Raw genomic sequence first — 22226 nt, forward strand, 5'->3', positions numbered from 1 at the left:
CACTTTGTTCTCTTTTAATCGATGCAAAAAGGGCGTATTAAAAGTTGAGGCACAAGCTTTAAAGATGAGGGGTATAATGAAATCGCTTATCCACTGTAATCAATAAAATGTTCTATAGGTTGTTTTGTTATTTGGGTTTAAAATATGTAACATTCAAAGCTTTTGACATTGCGGAAAAAAGGCAGAAATTCATATAAATGGGGTAGAGGAAGGCCTGTAATGTTTAAAGTTTTTTTCTACACGGTATGTTGAGTTGGATATAGTCACACTGAGAGATTTTTATGCTTCGGCACTGGGGCTGCGCGTGCAGGCAACATTGTGTGATCAATTAAATTTATGGTGGCCTGATATTACTGATAAACGGGTGATGGGGCTGGGATATGCACTTCCTTACCTTTCTGTGTTGCGTAGACGTGCACAACACTGTTTTGCTTTTATGCCAGCGTCTCAGGGTGCTGAACCTTGGCCTTGTGCGGAGAAAGTTGCTACAGCACTTGTTTTTGAAGAGGATTTGCCGCTGCCTGATGCTTCGGTTGATTGTGTTTTATTGGTACATGCACTGGAATATACAGAAAATTCTTTCGAAACACTCAATGAAATATGGCGGATTTTAGCACCCAATGGGAGTTTGATTGTTATTGTTCCTAACCGTTCTGGTTTTTGGGCACGCAATACTTCCACACCGTTTGGTTACGGTGAGCCTTATAGTCGACAACAGATTGCTCGCCTGTTTGAAAAAACAAATTTTGTTTCTCAGTCCATGCAAGAAATTGTATATTATACACCTTCTTCTGGTTCGATCTCACGGTTCTTTTCATTTTTTTATGAACCATTTGCCCGCTACCTTTTGCCTTATTTTGGTGGACTTTTGATGTGTCAGGCGCAGAAACGTGTTTATCAAGGTCTGCTTGTACAGCGTCGTCAATCGCGGCGTGTTTTTATTCCTGCATTATCGCCTCAAGCTTATGAGAGTTCTTCCCATCTCATGCCAAATTCCATCTTACAAAAGCTCCCATGAAAGTTATCATGTAAAATTCCATTGAGTATATCGCCTTTAACTGCTGCAAGGTATAAATGAGCATGATCATGCTCATTTTCAGTTTTTTATGTTGTGATGTTTTTTGCATTGAGACAGTTTATGAGTGCACATAAAGCCTAGTCTCAAACGGCTTTTATCTTTGCACAAATTCTTTTTTTTATGGGCAAAAAAACAGCTTTTATTTAGATTCATCATAAGATGATTTGTTGTGAGAGCGCTTATCCTGTTTAGGCTGCCATTTAAGTTAAAAATGGTAAATTAGCTTTAAAATTAAAATATTATCATTAAATCTCAACTATATTTTATTGCAGAGAAAAATTGAGAGCATCAAAATCATGTTTGAAGAAGTTTATGTTAAAAAGGTGTTAAAGGTTTAAACGATAGCCATTTGGATCGGTAATAAGAATTTGTGCGTTGGAAGGGTCTTTTTCGATTTTTTGGCGTAAACGATAGATATGGGTCTCTAAGGTATGGGTGACAATATTTTCATTATAACCCCAAATTTTTTCTAACAGTGTTTCACGGTTTACGATTTGGTCATTGGTATGATAGAGGTATTTAAGAATAGCGGCTTCTTTTTCTGTAAGACGAATTTCATTGTTGTGTTGATCAATGAGGAGTTTTTGTCCAGGTTTAAAAATATAAGGACCAATGCGAAAAGTTGTATCGTCACTTTGCTGATATTGGCGCAATTGGGCGCGAATGCGTGCTAATAAAACTGCAAAACGAAAAGGTTTTTTTACATAATCATTAGCGCCTGTTTCAAGATCTAATAGAGTATCGCAGTCTGTATCATGATTTGTAATCATGATAATGGGAGCGCGAAATCCTTGGATGCGTAATTTTTTGACTGCTTTACGGCCGTCAAGATCAGATAGCTCAAGTCCAAAAATAGCCAGATCAACATTTCTCTCTTGGGTTATTGTTATTCCTGCTTGAGCTGTTTTTGCTTGGAAGACTACAAATTCCTTATGCATTTGCAATTGTTCTACCAAAATAGGGCGCAGATCATTATCTTCTTCAACAATTAAGAGGGTATAGCGATTCATTTTTGTTCCTTATAAGATATGTTGATGCACCGATTGATAGAGAGTAGTTTCATGAAAAATGAGATTGCATGCAAGGAAAATTGAAAAAGAAAGCCTCTAAAAAAAGAACTTTTATTTGCTCTCTGGTCGTTTTCTGAAAAATCAGTCATTGTGCGCGAGGTATGTTGTGCTTTGGGGCTGGCTGGTATTTCTGCTTTTAGCATGAAGGAGATAGGGCAACACTTTAGCACATATGCGTTGTTTGAGTGGATTTTGTGGCAAATCTTATGGTTTTTTACACGCTCTGTTTTGCCTTTTCACTGTCTTTGCAAGATGGTTGGTGCGATGCCAGTGATGACGCAAATGATAATCGTTTGATACGTCTTTCTTATGGAACAGTGCTGAAAAAATGTATCGTGAGGAGGGGCTTTATAAGATTGTCTTGATTTTTGATTGGAGAATGAAAAATGGTAAGAGGAAATGCCCTATTTATGCATTGAGCATGAGAAAATTATGTACCTAAAGAAGGATGTATTACATTTGCACGGTGATTATGGAATATCTCTTGCCTCATATGAATCGGCGGTCAGAGATTATTGTGTTAAGATGAGAGCATTTCTTTATTTTAGGTTGCCCATAAAACAAACTTCTTTCCATTCCTCTTCTGTTACGGGTTGTACTGATAAGCGACTGGCTTTGACCAATACCATATTTTTCAGTTTAGGGTTTGCTTTAATTTGTTTTAATGAAACAGGGGTTGGCATATCACAAACGGCACGGATATCGACACATTCCCAGCGTGGGTCAGAAGTCGTAGAATCAGGATGTGCTTCCGCACATACTTCTACAATACCTACAATTTCTAGCCCTTTATTGGAATGATAAAAAAAGCCTTTATCGCCATATTTCATGGCACGCATATTGTTACGAGCTTGATAATTGCGAACACCGTCCCATTGTTCACCATCAGTGCCTTTTTGCTTCTGCATGTCCCATGACCATTTATGAGGTTCAGATTTAAAAAGCCAATAAGCCATGCGTTCTCCTTTTCATGGATTGTGAATATTTTAGATATCATACGTATTTTATATGCACTTATATAGCACTGCAAAGTACAAGCATTTCATTTAAAATGAAGTAAAGAGTACAGATTATCAATTTTTTTCTTCATTTTTCAGAGAGAATAAAATTGTTGTATTATCATGCGTTATCTTTTTATTCATGTTTCATGAAAATGCGTGAAACTATCTTGTCTTTTATTTAATGGTTAGGAGAAAAATATGCGTGTGGATCAAAGCTTAAGTTTAAAGTACATCATTAAGCCTAAGTACAGTTATTTTTTAAATGTCAAAATAATCTATGATTGGGTTGTTTTGAAAAAGTTGTATAGAAAAATTGTGTCTTAGAAGTTTCAAATGGCAAAGGTCAGAATAATTGGGATGAAATGTTCCATACAGTCATTCATATTGTACTTTGTGGAGAGCATAAAAATTCATTTTGTTAGGCTTTTGTTCCACGGCGTCCCATTCCGATTAAAGGAGCAGATTTTTCATCTAATGGCCAGCGTGAGCGAGGGGCAAGATCAAGAGGGCTTGTTTCTCCCCTAGCGAGCTTTTGGGCACCAGCAAAAGCAATCATTGCCGCGTTATCGGTACATAAGGAAAGAGGGGGTGCTATAAATTCAAAACCATGTTGATGTGCAAGCTCTTGCAATGTTGATCGAATGGCTTGGTTGGCGGCAACACCACCTGCAACAACTAAAGCAGGAGGACGTTGTCCTTTCTCATGAGAGAAAGGATATTGGTGGATAAAGTGTTGTAGAGCTAAATGAACGCGATCATGCACTGTATCGGTAACGGCTGCTTGAAAGCTCGCGGCAATGTCTGCAACATCGCTTTCTGTAAGAGGCGCCATGGCTGTTGCTGCTTGCCGAACAGCGGTTTTAAGACCTGAAAAAGAGAAATCTAATCTTTTTTCACCTTTTAAAGGTCGTGGAAGAGGGATACGATTTTTATCTCCCAATAAAGCGGCTTTTTCAAGTGCTGGACCACCAGGATAAGGAAGGCCTAAGAGTTTTGCTGTTTTATCAAAAGCTTCTCCCAAGGCATCGTCAATGGTGGTTCCTAAACGCTGGTAGTTGCCTACATCGTGAACAAGGATTGTTTGTGTATGACCACCTGAGACCAACAGCAATAAATAAGGGAAATGGACATTATGCGTTAACACGGCTGTCAAGGCATGACCTTCTAAATGATTGACAGCAATAAAAGGCTTTCCCGTGGCAAGAGAGAGTGCTTTTGCGCTCATAACGCCTACCAATAGTCCTCCTATGAGACCTGGACCACTGGTGGCTGCAATGGCATCAATATCTTTCAATTTTGTGTTTGCGTCTGTGAGTGCTTTTAGAATTAAACTATCGAGAATTTCAACATGGGCACGGGCGGCAATTTCAGGGACAACACCGCCATAGGGTGCATGATGATCAATTTGGCTCCAAACAATATTGGAAAGAATTCTACTGTTTCCTTCATTGTTGTATTCAACAACAGCAGCAGCAGTTTCATCGCAACTTGTTTCTATTCCTAACAGGCGCATTTTAAACAAAACCTTCTGTTAAAGTTTCTTTTCTTTTGTGGGTATCACGGACAGGAAAAGATGCAAAGAACTTCTCATGCAATTATTTTCTCTCTAAAAATGCGTTTAAATGCATTCCTTTTAAATATAATGGGTTTGTTAATTCAAAATGAAGCTGTGTTTTCAGTATAACATAATGATATGTTTCCAAAATAGTATTCATTAAACTTTATAAGGTTCACGGTTTTCCTAAAAATACAGTGTTAAAAATTTCGGTGAAGTTATACTCTTTAGTAAAAATGGTTTGAAATAAACAATGCTCTTTGAGAAATTCTTCGTTTTTTAAAGCTTTTTTCATTTTGTTATTTTATCATGAGAGAAGAGTGTGCACAAAAAGTGATTAAAATGGTAGATTCTTCAAAACCAAAAACGAAACCACATTATGCTGGGACGCGCCGTAAAACGCCAGTGATTGAACATGAAAATGTGGATCATCATTCAGAACAAAGAACACAAAATCCAGCAGAATTGGATGCTATGGAGAAACAAAGTGAAAAGCATGAGCAGAAACAGTGCATGTCTTATATGACTTGGCTTTATTTGCTTATTTCAGGAATTTTGGGTGGTCTTATCGCTTCGGGGGTTTTGATTGGTCTGCAGTGGAAAGGTGTACTCCCTTCTTCTATTGTAGAAAAAAATGCTGGGGTAGAAAAAGTTTTACAAATTGCTGAAAGTGCAAAAAGTCAAGGTGAGGAAACACACAAGCAATTAGAGCATGTGCTCCAAGAAATTAATACATTGAAAGCAGAATTTGCTGCTTTTTCATCACAACATATAGAAACAATTCAAAATGATGGAGCATCACAAGAAGAAAACAAAAAAGCTTTTATTGCTTTAGAGCAAAAAGTAAATAATCTTGAAAAATCTGTGCAAGCTTTTGTGGAGGGCTCAAAAGAAACAGAAGCGGCTTTGTCCGTTGGACAAAGCAATGCAAGTGCTCTTGCTGCCTTAAAGCAACGATTAGAAACTATGCAAGAAGAGATTGCTGCTACAAAGAGTGAGAAAAAAGAAATCAATACGGCACTCTTTACTGCCATCAGTTCCCTAAAAAATGCCATAGAGCGTGGTGGATCCTATAGTGATGAATTAAAGCTGTTACAACAATTATCGCCTTCGATTGATGGACTGGATTTGTTGCAAAAGACAGCGGCTGTAGGTCTTCCAAGTTCAGCTCAACTTTCAAGTGATTTTGCTCGTATTGCAGATAGCATCGTTGCTACACAAAAAAATGTTGCATCAGATGCCGGTTTTTTTGAACGGATTTTAGCATGGATAAAAGGTCTTATTGTTTCGCGTCCGATTGGAAATGTTGAAGGTATGACAGTGGGAGCAATTGCGGCGCGAATGGAAGTTGCCATTCAAAGGGGTGATTATGAAAAGGCTTTGAGCGAATGGCAAACATTGCCTCAAAATGCAAAAGATGTTTCGCTGGATTTTGTGCAGCAGCTTGAAACACATATTGCTGTTCATCAGTTGCTTCAGAAATTGTTGATATCTGTGCAACAAGGATCTTTTAAGGCAACAAAGATGTAAATAGGCCTCAAATGATACGTATTTTTGTTTATAGTTTTGTTGTATGTGCGCTTGGTCTCGTGTTCGGGTGGGTTGCTAATCACAATGGTGTTGTGGTCCTCACATTTTTGCATTTTCGCTTCTCTGCTTCATTACTTACAGTACTAAGCGTGCTTATTTTGTTTTTTGGAATTTTAGCGCTTGTATGGTGGTTTTTTTCTTTCCTTTTTTCTGTCCCCAATGCTGTTTCCAATTACTTCTATAAACGCCATAAAAAGCGTGGTTATGAAGCTCTTTCACAAGGGATTTTGGCAGTTTTTTCAGGCGATGGTGTGTTAGCGCAACAAATGGAAGCTCGCGTTAACAAATATCTTGCCGGTAAAGATGAGCCGTTAGTAAAACTTTTACAAGCGCAAACTTTGTCGTTGCAAAATAATTCTGCCGACGCCATTCCTCTTTATGAGGAAATGAGAAAAGAAACTCCAACAAAACTAGCAGGGCTTTACGGTTTGTTTCGCGAAGCCATAAAGAATAAAGCTTATGAAGCAGCACAACAATATGCACAAGAGGCGTTGGCTTTATCACCAGCACTTTTATGGGCACATCAAACGGTGCTTGATCAGCTTAGTACAAGTGGACAATGGGACAAAGCTCTTACTATTTTTGAAGGCGCGCAAAAAGCTTTACCGCGTGCAATCCGTTTGACTACCGAGCGTCAACATATACAGGCTTTGTTGCTTTGTGGGCAGGCGCTTCATCTGTTTGACATACATCCAGTACAAGCACGTACCGCTATTTTGAAAGCACATAAATTGGAACCTGATTTTGTTCCCATAACAGTTATTGCTGCTGATATTCTTTATAAGCTCAATGAAACGCGTAAAGCCGATAAGATGATTATAACGGCTTGGCAGAAAGAACCTCATCCTGATTTGAGTGCGCTTTATCTTGAAAGAGAAGAAGGAGCCGTTGGACGATTAAAAAAAGCTCAGACACTCGCTTCTTATCATAAAGACACATTTGAAGCGGCTTTTCTTATTGCTAAAGCTGCTTTGGATGCTGGTGAAACAGTATTGGCAAGACAACAGGCACAAAAAGCGCTCCAGTATCATCAGCGGGAAAGTGTTTATTTATTGTTAGCGGATATTGAAGAAGCACAGGGGAATAATCAGGCTGCAGTGCGTCAATGGCTTTCTTTAGCACTTCGTGCTGAACGTGATCCGGTGTGGATGTGTGATGGCACTATTTTTTCCTCTTGGTCAGTGGTTTCTCCCATAACTGGGCGTTTGGGCTGTTTTGAATGGAAAGCACCCCCCCGTATGACTCCCTTCACATTAGAGGCTGCCAATATTATGCCTAAAAAACAAGATAGAGAAGATATTGTAGGCGAAAGAGCTCGTGTTGAAGAAGAGACGCTTGAAAAATTACCTGCGCGAGAGGATTCTTTGTTGCATAATGTACAGGTAGAGAAACAAGATATAAAAGAGCAAGATGTCAAAACATTTAATCAAACCCATTTAAATGTTGATGATCCGGGGGTAAAAACAGAAGAAGAGGGGACATCTTTATCAAGAAAAAAGTTTCGTTTATTTTAAAAAGTAGAGTTATAGTGAATATCGTTCGCAAAAATTGTTCTTATGTGTTTAAAAAATGAAATTTTACTTGGTTTGTAGAAGTGATTGGTTAAAAAATGTTTTTAGGTCAAAGGTGTGTTGGTAAGAAGCAAGGAAAGAGCAAACCAAGGATCGCGGTCGTTATTCATCGTCGGTCTACATATACGGGTCGTTTGGGAAAATTTTTGCAACAAAGTGGTTTTGTTCTTGATATTTATCAACCTATTTTTGGACAGAAGCTCCCCGATACATTGCAGCATTATGCTGGTGTCGTCATTTTAGGGGGACCAATGAGTGTGAATGACAGGGATGCTTATATTGGTGAGGAAATTGATTGGATTTCTTTATCACTAAAAGAGAATAAACCTTTTTTAGGTATTTGTCTTGGAGCACAAATGTTAGCGCGAAATCTGGGTGGATCTGTTTGTACAAGAAGTGATGGCATCGTTGAAGTGGGATGGTACCCACTGGAGGCAACCTTACAAGGAAAAGCAGTGATGAATTGGCCGGAAATGGTGTATCATTTTCATGATGAAGGGATTTATGATTTACCTAAAGAGGTAGAGCTTTTGGCAACAGGTCATACATATCCTACACAAGCTTTCCGTTATGGAGAAAATGCATGGGGTCTACAATTTCATGCTGAATTCACACGTGCAATGATGCGGCGCTTGGTCGTGCGTTCGGCATACAAATTAACGGAAAAAGGAGCTCAACCTGCTGCTGTGCATTTGCAAGGTCGTTTAATCTATGATCAGGCTTTAAGCAAATGGTTTGAAAATGCATTGCACAAAATCTTTGTATATCCGTCATATATGCATGAGAGTTAAGAAGTTTTTATCATTATGGGATAAGGAAAGTTTTTATTTTGTCTATGTTCTCTCCATTGAAATCAATACGAAAAAGTTCTTTTTTAGGCTATTTATTTTGTGGGCTATGCTGTTTTGTGCTGATATTCACTTATAGCTCGCTCTGGTTTTTTTTTCACGTAAAATAGAGAACTATGTAGCCTATCTCCTCGAAAAGGCTTCTGTCCATGATATGACGGTTGTGTGCGAGCATCTCAGCAAGAGTGGGTATCCGTTACGTATTGGTGTTACTTGTGATCAATTTCAGTTTGCTTGGCCTTTGCACGGGCTTTCCTTATCAACGGAGGATTTGACGGTTGGTGCACCAATTTATGCTCCCCATTGGGTCGAATTTAATGTTCATTCTCCTGCATTCATTGTTTTTGCTGGAAAGACTCCACTTGTATCACAGTGGCGCAATTTGATCATTGAAACAGAACCTTATTGGAAAACGGGTAAAACATTTAAACTGATGGCTGAAGGGCTTGAAATTTCTACTATTTCTTCATCTCTTGAGGATCAGAAAGTTCAAGAAAAATTGGAATCACAGACGAAAAACAAAAAAGGAATACAGGAAAATGTTGGTGATCAAGTATTTTTAGAAGATTCGTCAGATGTGATTGTGCCTGTCTTAGAACAAGAAAATGTGTCTCCAAAAATAACGACAGAATTTTTACGACTTGATTTGAAAGATGAGAAAAATCATTTATCGGGGCATCTTACTTTTGATGATTTTGATCCTTCCATGTTTTTTGCTTCTTACTTGGGGGATGTTCCTAAAATTGATGGCAATTTAAAATGGATTTTCAATGATGTACCTCATGTGTTTGAAAATGGAGGAGGCAGTTGGAAACAGCGCTTGTATGGGAAAAGTGGACTTTTAAAGCAGGGTGAATTGGTTTTTCATACAGGTGGTATATTACGTGTCAGTGGGCCTTTTTCTTTTGATGATGAAGGATATTTAACAGCAAAATTTGATCTTGTCTTGGTGAAGCATATGGAGCTTCTTACGACTATGCAGCGCTTGTTTCCTGAGCAAGCTAACAATCTACAAGCTTTATTTTTTGTTTTGGGTGCTATGCCTAAAAATGCCGATGGCTACCCTATTATCCCTTTGCGGGTTTATCATGGCTGGGTCAAATTAGGTTTTTTAAAACTTGGTCGTCTTACAGCGCTTTGAGTCTGAAAGCTGTTTTTTTAAATCGCACATTCACTTCTACTTCAGAGATCAAAGTGCGATTTTTTATTTTGGGCGCTATGCCTAAAAATGCCGATGGCACCCCTCTTATCCCTTTGCGGGTTCATCATGGCTGGGTCAAATTAGGTTTTTTAAAACTTGGTCGTCTTACAGCGCTTTGAGTCTGAAAGCTGTTTTTTTAAATCGCACATTCACTTCTACTTCAGAGATCAAAGTGCGATTTTTTATTTTGGGCGCTATGCCTAAAAATGCCGATGGCACCCCTCTTATCCCTTTGCGGGTTCATCATGGCTGGGTCAAATTAGGTTTTTTAAAACTTGGTCGTCTTACAGCGCTTTGAGTCTGAAAGCTGTTTTTTTAAATCGCACATTCACTTCTACTTCAGAGATCAAAGTGCGATTTTTTATTTTGGGCGCTATGCCTAAAAATGCCGATGGCACCCCTCTTATCCCTTTGCGGGTTTGTCATGGATGAGTCAAATGAGGTTTTTTAAAACTTGGTCATCTTACACCGCTTTGAGTCTGAGCGCTGTTTTTTTAAATCGCACATTCACCTCTGTTTCAGAGATCAAAGTGCGATTTTTTATTTTGGGCACTATGCCTAAAAATGCCGATGGCACCCCTCTTATCCCTTTGCGAGTTTGTCATGGATGAGTCAAATGAGGTTTTTTAAAACTTGGTCATCTTACAGCGCTTTGAGTCTGAAAGCTGTTTTTTTAAATCGCACATTCACTTCTACTTCAGAGATCAAAGTGCGATTTTTTATTTTGGGCGCTATGCCTAAAAATGCCGATGGCACCCCTCTTATCCCTTTGCGGGTTTGTCATGGATGAGTCAAATGAGGTTTTTCAAATTTTGCCATCTTACGCCACGTTAAGTCTGAAAGCCGGTGTTTTGGAGTTGTGCAATCAATCCTGCTGCAAAAGTAAAACGAGAAATGTTGAGATCATTTTCAATAAGGGCACTAATACGGTTTGTTACATTGTGAATGTGATCTTCTGCTACTTTATTCCAAGTGGCAAAAGGGTTGTCTTTTGCTCCATAATTTTTCAGAATTTTCATAACAATTTTCCGTAAGCTTTCAGCAATATTTTCTTTCGCTTGGCTTAAGGCCATACTATCATAATAATCAAGTACAGGAATTGTTTTGCTTGCTTCATTAATACGGTTGATACGAATGATCTGCGCAAGTGAGAAATAGATCTCTGCAGTTTTAATAAGATCACTGTTATTTTGTTTGGCAATTAAAGAAATGTCACAAATGATGGGAGCAGCTTCCAAGAGAGCCAATTGTTTTGCTAAAGCTTTTGGTGCTCCTTCTTCATTATAATGGAGCGCTTTTTCTTTCGTTTTTTTGTTGATATCTTTATCATTCGAATGCGTAAGTCGTGTTTCAATAACAGTACGCGCTTGCTTTATTGTTTGTACAAGTTCTTCTAATGGAGTCGAGAGATCCATATTGTACAATCCCCAATTTGTTGTCTCAAAGAGCATTGAAGTAATCGCTGCGTAGAATTTATTTTGAACAACACCAGGTATTTTATTATCAAGCTTATCAATTTGATCAGACAGTAGCGGTATTTCAAAACCATCGCACAGTGTGATGAAAACGCGAATAATATTTTCAACCTTTTGTTCTGTTGCATCTTGTAGTCGACTTACAAAAGTAGGTCCTCCACGATTCACAATATCATTGGCAAGCAGTGTTGCAATAATATTACGACGCAACTGATGATTAATGATTTCTTTTGCAAAGTTTTCCTGAATTTGAGTTGGGAAATAGTGCAACAAGATTTTATCAAAATAACGATCATCAATAATGGGGCTATGGGCGATCTCTTCTTTTAGGGTTAATTTAGCATATGCCAAAAGAACAGCAAGTTCTGGACGGATAAGACCTTGCCCCTGTGTTATTCTTTGCCGCAAAACTTGTTCATCAGGGAGGATCTCCACTCTACGATCTAGAAGCTTTTTTTCTTCTAAATCATGCATAAAGCGGATTTGATGAGGTAAATCCATAATGCTTTGGTTTTCAGCTAAAGAAAGAGCAAGAGGTTGCAAATAATTGTTGCGCAAGACTAATTGCTCAACTTGTGGAGTCATTTTTTTCAAGAGTTCATTGCGTGCTTCGCGGGTAAGGGTTTTTGCACGAAGGGCTGATGCCAGAACAATTTTGATATTGACCTCGACATCTGAACAATTAACACCTGCGGAGTTATCAATGGCATCCGTATTGCATCGCCCGCCATTTAAGACATATTCAATGCGACCACGTTGTGTAACGCCAAGATTAGCGCCCTCACCAATCACTTTTGCACGAACTTGTTCACCGGTAATGCGTAGTCCATCATTGGCACGATCTCCTACCTGTGCATCGGTTTCTGTCGTCGCGCGGATATAAGTGCCAATGCCACCAAACCATAAAAGATCAACAGGGGCTTTAAGAAGCGCAGAAATGATTTCAAAAGGCGTTCCTGTTTGTTTTTCAAAACCAATAGCTTGTGCTGCCTCAGGTGAAAGCGTAATGGTTTTCATGGTACGTGAGAAAATTCCACCGCCCTTTGATAATTTTGTTTGGTCGTAATCTTGCCAACTGGAACGAGGAAGTTGAAAGAGGCGCATACGTTCCGCATAGCTTTCAGCTATGTTTGGATCTGGGTCGATAAAGATATCGCGGTGATCAAAAGCAGCAATAAGCCTTGTTTGTTGAGAAAGCAGCATGCCATTGCCAAAAACATCGCCAGACATGTCACCAACCCCAATACAGGTGAAAGGTGTCGTTTGAATATCATGGTTAAAGGATTCTCGAAAATGTCTTTTGACTGCTTCCCATGCTCCTTTAGCGGTGATCCCAATTTCTTTGTGGTCGTAGCCTGCTGAACCTCCTGAGGCAAAAGCATCATCGAGCCAGAAGTGGCTTTCTTGGCTGAGTGCGTTTGCTGTATCAGAAAAGGTTGCTGTACCTTTGTCTGCTGCGACAACAAAATAAGGGTCATGGCCATCATGGCAGATGATGTCGTGAGGAGGAGTTATTTTATCGTTTACCAGATTGTCGGTGATGGAAAGCAAAGCCGTGATAAAGTCAATATAAGCTTGTCGCGCGGCTTCGATGATGAGAGCACGATCATTCGTTTGGGGAAGGCGGTGAGGATAAAAGCCTCCTTTGGCGCCAACGGGAACAATAACGGCATTTTTTACCTGTTGAGCTTTGACTAAGCTAAGGATTTCAGTGCGGTAATCGAGTGCACGATCTGACCAACGAATTCCACCTCGAGCAATAGGACCAAAGCGTAAATGAACCCCTTCAACTTCTGGTCCATAAACAAAAATTTCGCGATAAGGGCGCGGTTCAGGCAAACCTTCAATTTGGCGTGGATCTAACTTGGTGGCTAAAATACGCCGTGGACTGCCACTTTTAAGAGGCGTAAAGGCATTGGTTCGTAAACTCGCATCGATAAGATTACGATAACGGCGTAAGATAAGATCATCATCTAAACCCGATACGTTCTGTAATTTTTCTTCAATACGCTTTTGAATAACCTGTTGGTTCTCTTTGCGTTCTTTTTCTGTATGGCTCTGATGAAATTTCAAATGGAAGAGCGCATAAAGATCTTGGGTAATGTCAGGATAAGCGTTTAAAGTTTGAGCAACACGGTCTTGTGAATAAGGAATGCCAGCTTGTTGGAGATAGCGTCCATAATGGCGTAAAATAACAATTTCACGCCAATCAAGTTCAGCTGTTTGGGTTAAGGCATTAAAGGCATCATTATCAGCATCTTGAGCCCAAATGGCTTCAAATGTTTCGGCGTGCTTTTGACCGTTTTTGTCGAAATCAATACACAGTTGAAAGGCGCTTTCTAGTTGCATATCATGGAGATATACAGAATGTCCGTTACCATCTGGTAATTCAAGGGTTTGTTCAGCAATTACTCGAAACCCCATATTTTCAAGAAGGGGTACGCGCTTGGAAAGGGCGAGTGCTTGATGGCGGTGAAAAAGTCGGAGAGAAATGTTTCGTTTTCCTTTATTGTCTGTATGATAAAAAGTAACAAAAAGGGGTTTTTTCTCATGAAGACTTAAAATGTGGCCGGCATCTTCAATAGCATCTTCAGCAGAAAAGAGGTCACGATAGCTATTGGGAAATTGGCAGGCTAAACGTGTTTGTTGCTCTGTTGTTTTGCGGGTTAAAGCTATCGTTTGAACAGATTCTTCCCAACTGTGTGCGATAGAACGCACATGTTGTTCAAGGGTTGTGCGTTCGATAAGAGGAGCATTTTCACGGACCTTGCGGTGAATGACGTAATAGACACGTGTCAGTGTGCTTTCCAAAAACAGAGGATAGGATTCAAAAAAATCACCTTTGTAAAGTTCAACAAAGTATTCGCCAACTTTTTCACGAACATTGCTGCTATATTGGTCACGCGGTATATAGACAAGTATAGAGACAAAGCGCCCAAAAGGATCGGTGTGGGCAAGCACCCGCAAACGCGGGCGTTCATCTAGTTGCATAATAAGTTTGGCATTTTCCGTTAGTGTATCAATATCGGAGCGAAACATTTCATCTCTTGGATAGGTTTCTAAAACACTGATAAGTGCTTTTCCCGAATAGTCAGCACGGTTATGTCCAAGGCGTTGAATAATTGTTTTGGCTTTTTCTTTTAAGAAAGGGATTTGCAAAATAGAGCGTGTATAAGCAGAGGAGGTAAACAACCCCACAATGCGCAATTCTCCACACAGTTTATTGTCTTCATCAAAGAGTTTAAGACCAATATAATCAAGCCAAACAAAACGGTGAATTTTTGAACGACTATTGGCTTTTGTGACAATAAACAGGTTATCACTTTCCATAAAGGAGAGGATTTCTTGAGGAGGCTCTTCCACACGTGCATCGCCAATAATACGAATAGACGCATCGGTAAGAATGCCCAATTCAATACCTCTGGCTGTAAAGGATTTTGTGGGTTCTTGGTCTTTGATAAAGTTATAAGTGCGCATGCCAAGAAAGATGAAATTATCATCCATTAACCAATTGAGAAATGCAATGGCTTTTTCACCTTCTTGTGTGTAGTATGATGGGAGACTTGTTTGATAGGCATGGATATGCTTCCTTACTTCTTCAAGCATAGGTTGCCAGTCTTGCACGGCAGCATTAACCTGTTCAAGAACCAAGGTCAGTTCATCTTTAAGCTTTTGTATTTGTTGATTATTTAAGGACTCAATATGGATTTGCATGAGACTTATGCGTTGCCCAGAAGCACAATCAAGAACGGGGTGTGCAATCAAATAAATGTGGTTTTTATGTTGATTAAAGACATTTAAAATAGAATCAAGAAGGAAGGGCTTATTATCGTTAACAAGGGTGATAACCGTGATAGGTTTGCTGTTACGGGTCAAATTTTGTTCAAAGCAGATAGTGCTTTTGCCTGCCTTATGGAGATTAAAAGCCTCAATGGCTGTGGTTGTGGCTTTTTCGAGTTCTTCGTTTTGGTAACAAATAATATCTTCTTTATCGGTATGAGCAAAAAGGATTTGTTCTATTTTATTTTGATTACTTTTTGTCTCTGATGTTTGTTGTTTTAACACAATGAATTCCCTTTTTTTGCTCTTGATGTTCTTTGTCTTCTTATAAGAATAGATCTGTATAATACTCTAGTGTAGCATCTTCTTGTTGCAGGGAATAGTTATTTATTGGAGAGGATAAACTGTTTTGTCACTTTAATTAATAATCTGTTATTAAAAAACGTCTTGCGTAGATAAGATGGCTTTTTTAGTATTTTTTTGTGTTATTGTATCAAGAGTTTGTTCTGAACAATATACAAAATAAATGAAAGTAAAGAGAGCATGACGTGTTTACCTGAGAGACTTTTAAGTGGTTACCAAGCCTTTATAAAAAATCATTTTTCGCATAAAACAGCGCGTTATCAGCAATTGGCAACTGAAGGACAGAAACCTGAAGTTTTGGTCATTGCTTGTTGTGATTCGCGGGCAATACCAGAAACGATTTTTGATGCTAAGCCAGGTGAAATTTTCACATTGCGCAATGTTGCAAATTTGGTTCCCCCTTTTTCTCCTGATAACCAGTATCATGCAACATCAGCCGCGATTGAATATGCCGTACAATTGCTTGAGGTTAAGCATATCGTCGTTTTTGGTCATGCCCATTGCGGGGGAGTGTGCACTGCTCTTAAAGGAAAGTGCAAGTCTTTATCGTCAAATGATTTTATTGGGCAATGGATAAGCCTTTTAGCATCAGCAGCACAAACAGTTCTTGATAATAAATCCCTAACCGCATCAGAACAGCAGATCGCATTAGAACAGTTATCTATATATCATTCTTTGAAAAATTTAGAAACTTTTCCTTGGATAAAGGCACGTAAAGATCAAGGACTTTTAACATTACATGGGGTGTGGTTTGATATTTCAAGTGGTGAATTGTGGAGTGTAGAACAGGAAACAGGTCATTTTGTGCGTGTTGAGGTTTAGCAATATTTAAGTATAACCTTTGCTGTCTTTTGAAACTATTGTATGATAAATCTTGACAAAGCTAAGGTTTTATTGTTTGAAAGAATGAGCTTTCAGTGACAGGATTAACTTGGAGCCACCGACTGAGACCCCAAGGTGAAGGGTATAAAGAGATCTCAGAGGTCAACATCCGACGGCGCGATGCGTTCTCGGATGCCGCTTTGGTTGGTTTGTTATGCAGCAATGAGGTAGAGAATGTTTGAATCCTTACAAGAACGACTTGGCTCCATACTGTCTCATTTGACAGGGCGTGGGGCGTTGTCGGATCAGGATGTTGCAGCGGCGTTGCGCGAAATTCGGCGCGCTTTATTAGAAGCCGATGTGGCACTTGATGTTGCGCGTTCTTTTACCGATCGGGTTCGGGAAAAAGCTGTTGGGGCGGCAATTGTTAAATCCATTAAACCTGGACAGATGGTTGTTAAAATTGTCCATGACGAATTGGTGAATGTGCTTGGAAGTGAAGGCGTTCTTAGTGATCTCAATGCACCGGCACCTGTTGTGATGATGATGATTGGTCTGCAAGGTTCTGGAAAAACAACTACAACAGCAAAGCTTGCTAAGCGTTTAACGGACAAAAATAATAAAAAGGTTCTTATGGCGTCGTTAGATACACGCCGTCCTGCAGCACAGGAACAACTCCGCCAATTAGGAGAACAAGCAAACTTAGCAAGTTTGCCTATTATTGCGGGACAGTCTCCCGTCGATATTGCAACACGTGCGCTACAAGCAGCCAAATTGGGTGGTTATGATGTGTTGATTCTTGATACAGCAGGTCGTAACCATATTGATGAAGCTTTGATGCTTGAATTGGCTGAAATTAAAGCTTGTTCCCTTCCTCATGAAATTATGTTGGTGGCGGATAGTTTGACCGGTCAAGATGCCGTTCATTTGGCGCGCTCTTTTGATGAGCGGGTGGGAATTACAGGAATTATCTTAACGCGTATGGATAGCGATGGGCGCGGTGGTGCGGCTCTTTCTATGCGTGCTGTGACAGGAAAGCCGATTAAAGCTATTGGAATCGGTGAAAAAATAGATGCTTTGGAAGAGTTCCATCCGCGTCGTATTGCTGACCGTATTCTTGGAATGGGCGATATTGTTTCTTTGGTTGAAAAAGCTGCTGAAACAATGGATCATGAGAAAGCTGCCGCTTTTGCAAAAAAAATGCAAGCTGGAAAATTTGATCTCAATGATTTGGCAGAACAATTGCAGAAAATGAAAAAACTTGGGGGAATGGGCGGCATTATGGGAATGTTGCCAGGTTTGGGTAAGGTCAAAGATCAGATCGCTGCTGCGGGACTTGATGATCGTTTGTTTAATCGTCAATTGGCTATTATTTCTTCTATGACTCCCTTAGAGCGTGCCAATCCGGAACTGTTAAAACATAGCCGTAAACAACGCATTGCTAAAGGTTCTGGTACAAGCGCTGCTGATATTAATAAGCTTTTAAAAATGCATCGACAAATGGCCGATATGGTCAAAGCCATAGGGGGTAAAGGCAAAGGTGGTTTGATGGGAAAAATGTTGAGTGGGCTTGGTTCTAAGATGGGGCTTGGTGGTATGGGAACTGTGAGTGGTGATTCTGCAACTCTCCCTGATTTATCAGGATTTGATGCAAAGCAACTCTCAACACTGCAAAAACAGATTGAAAGTGGTAATGGAGGGAAGGTCTTGCCTGGTCTTCCAGGGCATGGGCTTACATTTCCTGGTCTTTCCAGTGGCGTTGCCGAGAGGGGAAAATTTCCTCAGCATCCCAAGAAAAAGTAAGATGCAAAGAGGGAAGGAAATATGATGCAGGAAAAAATATTGGATGAATTAGCGCATTTACGAGCATCCATTGATAATTTTGATGCAGCTTTGATTCATATTTTGGCAGAGCGGTTTCGTTGTACGAATGCTGTGGGACAGTTAAAAGCCCGTTATGATTTGCCCGCAGTCGACCCTCTGCGTGAACAACGTCAAGCAGAACGATTGCGGCAATTGGCTATAGAGAGTCATCTTGATCCCGATTTTGCTGAAAGATTTTTAAAGTTTGTTATTCAAGAAGTTGTGCATCACCATGAGGTGATCGCCAAAGAACAAAAACAACGCAAATAAATTTAAACGAAAGCCAGAGCTGACAATAGGAGATAAAATATGGCATTAAAAATTCGTTTGTCCCGTGGAGGTTCAAAAAAACGTCCTTACTATCATATCGTTGTTGCGGATGTACGGAGTCCGCGCGATGGACGTTTTATTGAACGTGTTGGTGCATGGGACCCAATGTTGCCGAAAGATGGACCGCGTGTGAAACTTGATGAAGAACGTATCCAATATTGGCTTGGTCAAGGCGCTCAGCCAACGGATCGCGTGTTACGCTTTTTGGATGCGGCTGGCTTGAAAAGGCGCCCAACTCGTCATAATCCACAAAAGGGTGAACCGGGTAAAAAAGCACAAGAACGCATAGCTGCTGCAAAGCAAGCTGCTGAAGAGGCAGCGGCAGCTGAAGCAGAAGCATAAGAAGTAAGGCTATTAAAAATAAGCAACTCTGCCTTTAAAAGATTTTATAAAAAAATGCGTATTATCCGTTTTTGACTGACAAAAACGGATTTTCTTTAAAAAATATTTGTTTTTTTTTTATAAATATCATCTTGTAAAATTCGTGGAATGGTTCTGATTTATTCATCTCCATTATGTGATATTTTTTTGCTGCTACGCCTTCTTTTTCTAAAGATTTATTTCATTATGCTGTAAAACAACGTTGTTTGAGGTGTTGTGATATAAGGCATGGAGGACTTTACAGATTCAGTATTTTTAGAGTGTATCGTACCCACTCAGGGTAGGACGTGCTTGTCGAACCTTATGGAAGCGAACCATACGAATGGTCAGCAGGTGAAATCTGCCTAGATGAGGAGTCCGCAAGGAGTTCGATGGTTTTCAGGACTGGTATGGGTACGAATTTTCGTCAGTTGCAATGCGGAAAGAGATCAAGAGAGGAGAGCGGTTGTTATCGGTTTTTTGTTGGCAAAAAGCCGCTCTCCTTTTAAGCAATGAAGATAGATTTTTTAAAAATCAATGGCGCGACCCTTAATTTCCCAATCGCCATAGCGTGAAGGATCTTTGCCACCACGCCCACCATTTTCTAAAGGTTTTTCTTCACTTTTCTCCTTTTTACGTCTTTCTTGCGCTTCTTTGAGGGCGCGTTGTGCTGCAGGGGAGAGGGATTGTTGTTTGTTGATGGTTGTCTTTTGTGTCTTTATTTTGTCATCTTTTTTGTCCATTTTACACCTATTCCATTGAAGAAGCAGAAAGAAAACCCCATCATATAATATTGATTGTATTTTATCATGGAGTTTTTTGAGTCATGAATATAATGCGTACTGCAATGCTTTTGGCTTTTATGACGGCTCTTTTTATGGGAGTTGGTTATCTTGTTGGAGGGGGCAGTGGTATGATCATTGCACTTTTGATGGCAAGTGGCTTAAACTTTTTTTCTTATTGGAATTCGGATAAAATCGTTTTGCGCATGTATGGGGCGCGTGAAGTTGATCAACATTCGTCTCCCGTTTATTATAAGATTGTAAGTGATTTAGCTAGACGAGCTTCTCTTCCTCAGCCAAAAGTTTATATTATCGATAATGCGCAGCCAAATGCTTTTGCTACGGGACGTAATCCTCAAAATGCGGCTGTTGCAGCAAGTACGGGATTGTTAAACACTTTGAGTGCAGAAGAGATTGCCGGAGTGATGGCCCATGAGCTTGCCCATATTGAGCATCGTGACACTTTAACGATGACCTTGACGGCAACAATTGCGGGAGCGATCTCAATGCTTGGCAATTTCGCTTTTTTTACGGGCGGTCAGCGTCATTCTTCGGAGGGTTCTCACGGTGCTGGGGCAATCGGAGGGCTCATTGCTATGTTTGTGGCGCCTTTTGCGGCAATGTTGGTGCAAATGGCTATTAGTCGCACGCGTGAATATGCTGCGGATAGGCGAGGAGCTGAAATATGCGGTAATCCTTTATGGTTGGCTTCAGCATTGCGTAAAATTGCAGGCGGTGGGCAGACGGTATACAATGAAGAGGCAGAACATCATCCGGCAACAGCACATATGTTTATTATCAATCCTTTGAGTGGTGAGGGAGCCGATAGTCTTTTTTCTACCCATCCAGCGACGGCAAATCGTATTGCTGCTCTTTATCGGCAAGCCGAAGAGATGAAGGGAGAAATAACGGAAAATATGGGATGGAGTGAGGAAGGCGATTGGCATGAAAAAGGCAGAGGCTTTAAAGATTCTGATTCTGCTCTACGGACCAATGTTTTTGGCAATTCGGAAAAGAGTTCTTTTCAGCGTGTTAAAAAGCGCCCTTCTTGGCTTCATTATGAAGATTCAAAAAAGCCTTGATTATTCAGCTTTTAAAGGAATAAAGGTGTTGTTTTGAAACACGAAAATGCGGGGCGTGTGTCCGAAAAAAATGTTCCAGGATTAGCTGTCCGGCGGGTATCTGTTCGTCTTCTCGGCGCGGTGCTTGATAAAAAGACCTCTCTTTCTGGTTTGATAGATAATGAACATGGACATCCACAATATTTAGGGCTTTCACAGCGAGATCGTGCCTTGTGTCGCGCTATTTTAGCAGCAGTGTTGCGTCATCGCGGGCAGATTATGGCTGCTTTATCACGTTTTTTAGCACGTCCTTTGCCCTCACAAGCATTTGCATTGCAACATCTTTTGCATATCAGTGTGGCTCAAATTCTCTATCTTGATATTCCTGATCATGCTGTTATTGATTTGGCGGTGCGTGTGGCTAAACTTGATCCTCGTATGCGCCGGTTTTCAGGTATGGTCAATGCTCTTTTACGCAATGTTGCACGTGATGCGGTATTTTTACGCCAACAACCTCCCAGCATTGAGGGGAGTCCAGCATGGTTTTCTGAGCTTTTAGTGTCAACTTATGGAAAAGAAAAAGCTGAAAAGATTTTGGCAATTCAAAGTACTCTGCCTCCTCTCGATTTGACAGTGAAATCTGATAGCACGGTATGGGCTAAACGGCTTGGAGGTGTTGTTTTGCCCAATGGTTCTGTTCGGTTGAGCAGTGTGGATGGTTCTGTTGCTGATTTAGCAGGTTATGGAGAGGGTGCTTGGTGGGTTCAGGATTTTGCTGCGGCGTTGCCTGCTTGCTTGCTCGGCAATATTCAGGGTAAAAAGGTTGCCGATCTATGTGCAAGTCCTGGGGGAAAAACAGCACAATTGGCTTTGCAAGGTGCTGATGTGACAGCCATCGAACTTTCTGCTAATCGGATAAAGCGTTTAAAGGAAAATATGGAGCGCCTTCATTTTTCCGTTTCTACTTGGCAGGGGGATGTGAGAGATTTTCACTCCGAACAGCTTTTTGATGCGGTACTTCTTGATGCGCCTTGTTCTTCTACGGGAACAATACGTCGTCATCCAGATATTTTATGGACAAAATCAATAGATGATATCGCCAAATTGGCAGAACTTCAATATGATTTGCTTGTCGCAGCAATTGCTTTGGTCAAAAAGGGGGGGCGTATTGTTTTCTCCAATTGTTCTTTGGCAAAAGAAGAAGGTGAAGATCTCATCAAAAAACTTGTATCGACACGTAGTGACGTTGTTTTAGAGCCTATCCTTGCAGAGGAAATGGGTGTTATGGCGCATTTGCTCTCTGTTAAGGGTTTTTTGCGGACAACACCAGCAGATTTTTGTCATGAAAGCTGTGGGCGTGATCACAACATCTTTTTAGGAATGGATGGTTTTTTTGCCGCACGCTTGCGAAAAGTGGCTTAATTAACGGTTCATTTACTAAAATGGCTGAAATTGTACGCGATTCGGTACAAATGG

At 40.2% G+C, this 22226-nt stretch carries 20 protein-coding genes and 1 pseudogene; 16 read left to right on the forward strand and 5 right to left on the reverse strand.

Annotated elements, in window-relative coordinates:
• The first annotated feature begins 253 nt into the window (after positions 1-253).
• On the forward strand, positions 254-1018 hold the full coding sequence (locus PVV64_RS00505) for a class I SAM-dependent methyltransferase (RefSeq protein ID WP_273759133.1): 765 nt from the start codon (positions 254-256) through the stop codon (positions 1016-1018).
• 386 nt (positions 1019-1404) lie between these two features.
• On the opposite strand, the gene PVV64_RS00510 is transcribed toward PVV64_RS00505, so the two are convergent.
• Entirely contained in the window at positions 1405-2088 is a 684-nt protein-coding gene (locus tag PVV64_RS00510; protein ID WP_273759134.1) for a response regulator transcription factor, read from the reverse strand.
• Positions 2089-2354: 266 nt separating this feature from the next.
• Between PVV64_RS00510 and PVV64_RS00515 the strand changes: the two genes are divergently transcribed.
• Positions 2355-2513 carry a hypothetical protein gene (locus tag PVV64_RS00515; protein WP_273759135.1) on the forward strand — a complete coding sequence of 53 codons (159 nt, stop codon included), beginning with the start codon at positions 2355-2357 and terminating at the stop codon, positions 2511-2513.
• Between the two features lie 174 nt (positions 2514-2687).
• On the opposite strand, the gene PVV64_RS00520 is transcribed toward PVV64_RS00515, so the two are convergent.
• Both PVV64_RS00520 and tsaD read right to left on the reverse strand, forming a co-directional pair.
• Positions 2688-3104 carry an EVE domain-containing protein gene (locus PVV64_RS00520; protein WP_273759136.1) on the reverse strand — a complete coding sequence of 139 codons (417 nt, stop codon included), beginning with the start codon at positions 3102-3104 and terminating at the stop codon, positions 2688-2690.
• A gap of 463 nt (positions 3105-3567) precedes the next feature.
• Positions 3568-4662, reverse strand: a complete 1095-nt coding sequence (gene tsaD, locus PVV64_RS00525) for a tRNA (adenosine(37)-N6)-threonylcarbamoyltransferase complex transferase subunit TsaD (RefSeq protein ID WP_273759137.1) — start codon at positions 4660-4662, stop codon at positions 3568-3570.
• 384 nt (positions 4663-5046) lie between these two features.
• Between tsaD and PVV64_RS00530 the strand changes: the two genes are divergently transcribed.
• From PVV64_RS00530 to PVV64_RS00565, 8 genes are all read left to right on the forward strand, one after another.
• The gene (locus PVV64_RS00530) at positions 5047-6234 is read left to right on the forward strand and encodes a COG4223 family protein (protein ID WP_273759138.1); all 1188 of its coding nucleotides are present in this window, start codon (positions 5047-5049) and stop codon (positions 6232-6234) included.
• Between the two features lie 11 nt (positions 6235-6245).
• Positions 6246-7808, forward strand: coding sequence for a heme biosynthesis protein HemY (locus tag PVV64_RS00535; RefSeq protein ID WP_273759139.1), 1563 nt, complete (start codon positions 6246-6248; stop codon positions 7806-7808).
• A gap of 95 nt (positions 7809-7903) precedes the next feature.
• Entirely contained in the window at positions 7904-8656 is a 753-nt protein-coding gene (locus PVV64_RS00540) for a glutamine amidotransferase (RefSeq protein WP_273759140.1), read from the forward strand.
• A gap of 211 nt (positions 8657-8867) precedes the next feature.
• On the forward strand, positions 8868-9854 hold the full coding sequence (locus tag PVV64_RS00545; protein ID WP_273759141.1) for a DUF2125 domain-containing protein: 987 nt from the start codon (positions 8868-8870) through the stop codon (positions 9852-9854).
• A 53-nt stretch (positions 9855-9907) separates the two neighbouring features.
• A complete protein-coding gene (locus PVV64_RS00550) occupies positions 9908-10033 on the forward strand; it encodes a hypothetical protein (protein ID WP_273759280.1) in 126 nt (41 codons plus the stop codon).
• Positions 10034-10086: 53 nt separating this feature from the next.
• Positions 10087-10212: a hypothetical protein gene (locus PVV64_RS00555; RefSeq protein ID WP_273759280.1), complete on the forward strand. Its 126-nt coding sequence runs from the start codon at positions 10087-10089 to the stop codon at positions 10210-10212.
• A gap of 139 nt (positions 10213-10351) precedes the next feature.
• Positions 10352-10525 carry a hypothetical protein gene (locus PVV64_RS00560; RefSeq protein WP_273759142.1) on the forward strand — a complete coding sequence of 58 codons (174 nt, stop codon included), beginning with the start codon at positions 10352-10354 and terminating at the stop codon, positions 10523-10525.
• 5 nt (positions 10526-10530) lie between these two features.
• On the forward strand, positions 10531-10704 hold the full coding sequence (locus PVV64_RS00565; RefSeq protein WP_273759143.1) for a hypothetical protein: 174 nt from the start codon (positions 10531-10533) through the stop codon (positions 10702-10704).
• A gap of 40 nt (positions 10705-10744) precedes the next feature.
• Here PVV64_RS00565 and PVV64_RS00570 read toward each other — a convergent pair whose 3' ends face one another.
• Entirely contained in the window at positions 10745-15454 is a 4710-nt protein-coding gene (locus PVV64_RS00570; protein ID WP_273759144.1) for an NAD-glutamate dehydrogenase, read from the reverse strand.
• 258 nt (positions 15455-15712) lie between these two features.
• Here PVV64_RS00570 and PVV64_RS00575 point away from each other — a divergent pair, with 258 nt between their 5' ends.
• From PVV64_RS00575 to rpsP, 4 genes and pseudogenes are all read left to right on the forward strand, one after another.
• On the forward strand, positions 15713-16354 hold the full coding sequence (locus PVV64_RS00575) for a carbonic anhydrase (RefSeq protein ID WP_273759145.1): 642 nt from the start codon (positions 15713-15715) through the stop codon (positions 16352-16354).
• Between the two features lie 234 nt (positions 16355-16588).
• Positions 16589-18157, forward strand: a complete 1569-nt coding sequence (ffh, locus tag PVV64_RS00580; RefSeq protein ID WP_273759146.1) for a signal recognition particle protein — start codon at positions 16589-16591, stop codon at positions 18155-18157.
• A 24-nt stretch (positions 18158-18181) separates the two neighbouring features.
• Positions 18182-18510 (forward strand): annotated as a pseudogene (locus PVV64_RS00585) (chorismate mutase).
• A 16-nt stretch (positions 18511-18526) separates the two neighbouring features.
• Positions 18527-18889: a 30S ribosomal protein S16 gene (gene rpsP, locus PVV64_RS00590; protein WP_273759148.1), complete on the forward strand. Its 363-nt coding sequence runs from the start codon at positions 18527-18529 to the stop codon at positions 18887-18889.
• A gap of 545 nt (positions 18890-19434) precedes the next feature.
• Here rpsP and PVV64_RS00595 read toward each other — a convergent pair.
• A complete protein-coding gene (locus PVV64_RS00595; protein WP_273759149.1) occupies positions 19435-19650 on the reverse strand; it encodes a DUF1674 domain-containing protein in 216 nt (71 codons plus the stop codon).
• A gap of 83 nt (positions 19651-19733) precedes the next feature.
• Between PVV64_RS00595 and htpX the strand changes: the two genes are divergently transcribed.
• Together htpX and PVV64_RS00605 are read left to right on the forward strand one after the other, a co-directional pair.
• The gene (gene htpX, locus PVV64_RS00600) at positions 19734-20771 is read left to right on the forward strand and encodes a zinc metalloprotease HtpX (RefSeq protein WP_273759150.1); all 1038 of its coding nucleotides are present in this window, start codon (positions 19734-19736) and stop codon (positions 20769-20771) included.
• A gap of 33 nt (positions 20772-20804) precedes the next feature.
• Positions 20805-22172: an RsmB/NOP family class I SAM-dependent RNA methyltransferase gene (locus PVV64_RS00605; RefSeq protein WP_273759151.1), complete on the forward strand. Its 1368-nt coding sequence runs from the start codon at positions 20805-20807 to the stop codon at positions 22170-22172.
• Positions 22173-22226: the final 54 nt, after the last annotated feature.

Source organism: Bartonella sp. ML70XJBT.G, from assembly GCF_028618575.1.
Classification (GTDB): Bacteria; Pseudomonadota; Alphaproteobacteria; order Rhizobiales; family Rhizobiaceae; genus Bartonella.

Bases quoted from the DNA above. Each gene is read 5' to 3' on its own strand.
- PVV64_RS00535 (WP_273759139.1), top strand. From the start codon at position 6,246: ATGATACGTATTTTTGTTTATAGTTTTGTTGTATGTGCGCTTGGTCTC.
- PVV64_RS00530 (WP_273759138.1), top strand. From the start codon at position 5,047: ATGGTAGATTCTTCAAAACCAAAAACGAAACCACATTATGCTGGGACG.
- PVV64_RS00565 (WP_273759143.1), top strand. From the start codon at position 10,531: ATGAGGTTTTTTAAAACTTGGTCATCTTACAGCGCTTTGAGTCTGAAA.
- PVV64_RS00545 (WP_273759141.1), top strand. From the start codon at position 8,868: ATGACGGTTGTGTGCGAGCATCTCAGCAAGAGTGGGTATCCGTTACGT.
- PVV64_RS00560 (WP_273759142.1), top strand. From the start codon at position 10,352: ATGAGGTTTTTTAAAACTTGGTCATCTTACACCGCTTTGAGTCTGAGC.
- PVV64_RS00510 (WP_273759134.1), bottom strand. From the start codon at position 2,088: ATGAATCGCTATACCCTCTTAATTGTTGAAGAAGATAATGATCTGCGC.
- ffh (WP_273759146.1), top strand. From the start codon at position 16,589: ATGTTTGAATCCTTACAAGAACGACTTGGCTCCATACTGTCTCATTTG.
- rpsP (WP_273759148.1), top strand. From the start codon at position 18,527: ATGGCATTAAAAATTCGTTTGTCCCGTGGAGGTTCAAAAAAACGTCCT.
- PVV64_RS00515 (WP_273759135.1), top strand. From the start codon at position 2,355: ATGGTTTTTTACACGCTCTGTTTTGCCTTTTCACTGTCTTTGCAAGAT.
- PVV64_RS00575 (WP_273759145.1), top strand. From the start codon at position 15,713: ATGACGTGTTTACCTGAGAGACTTTTAAGTGGTTACCAAGCCTTTATA.
- PVV64_RS00520 (WP_273759136.1), bottom strand. From the start codon at position 3,104: ATGGCTTATTGGCTTTTTAAATCTGAACCTCATAAATGGTCATGGGAC.
- PVV64_RS00595 (WP_273759149.1), bottom strand. From the start codon at position 19,650: ATGGACAAAAAAGATGACAAAATAAAGACACAAAAGACAACCATCAAC.
- htpX (WP_273759150.1), top strand. From the start codon at position 19,734: ATGAATATAATGCGTACTGCAATGCTTTTGGCTTTTATGACGGCTCTT.
- PVV64_RS00540 (WP_273759140.1), top strand. From the start codon at position 7,904: ATGTTTTTAGGTCAAAGGTGTGTTGGTAAGAAGCAAGGAAAGAGCAAA.
- tsaD (WP_273759137.1), bottom strand. From the start codon at position 4,662: ATGCGCCTGTTAGGAATAGAAACAAGTTGCGATGAAACTGCTGCTGCT.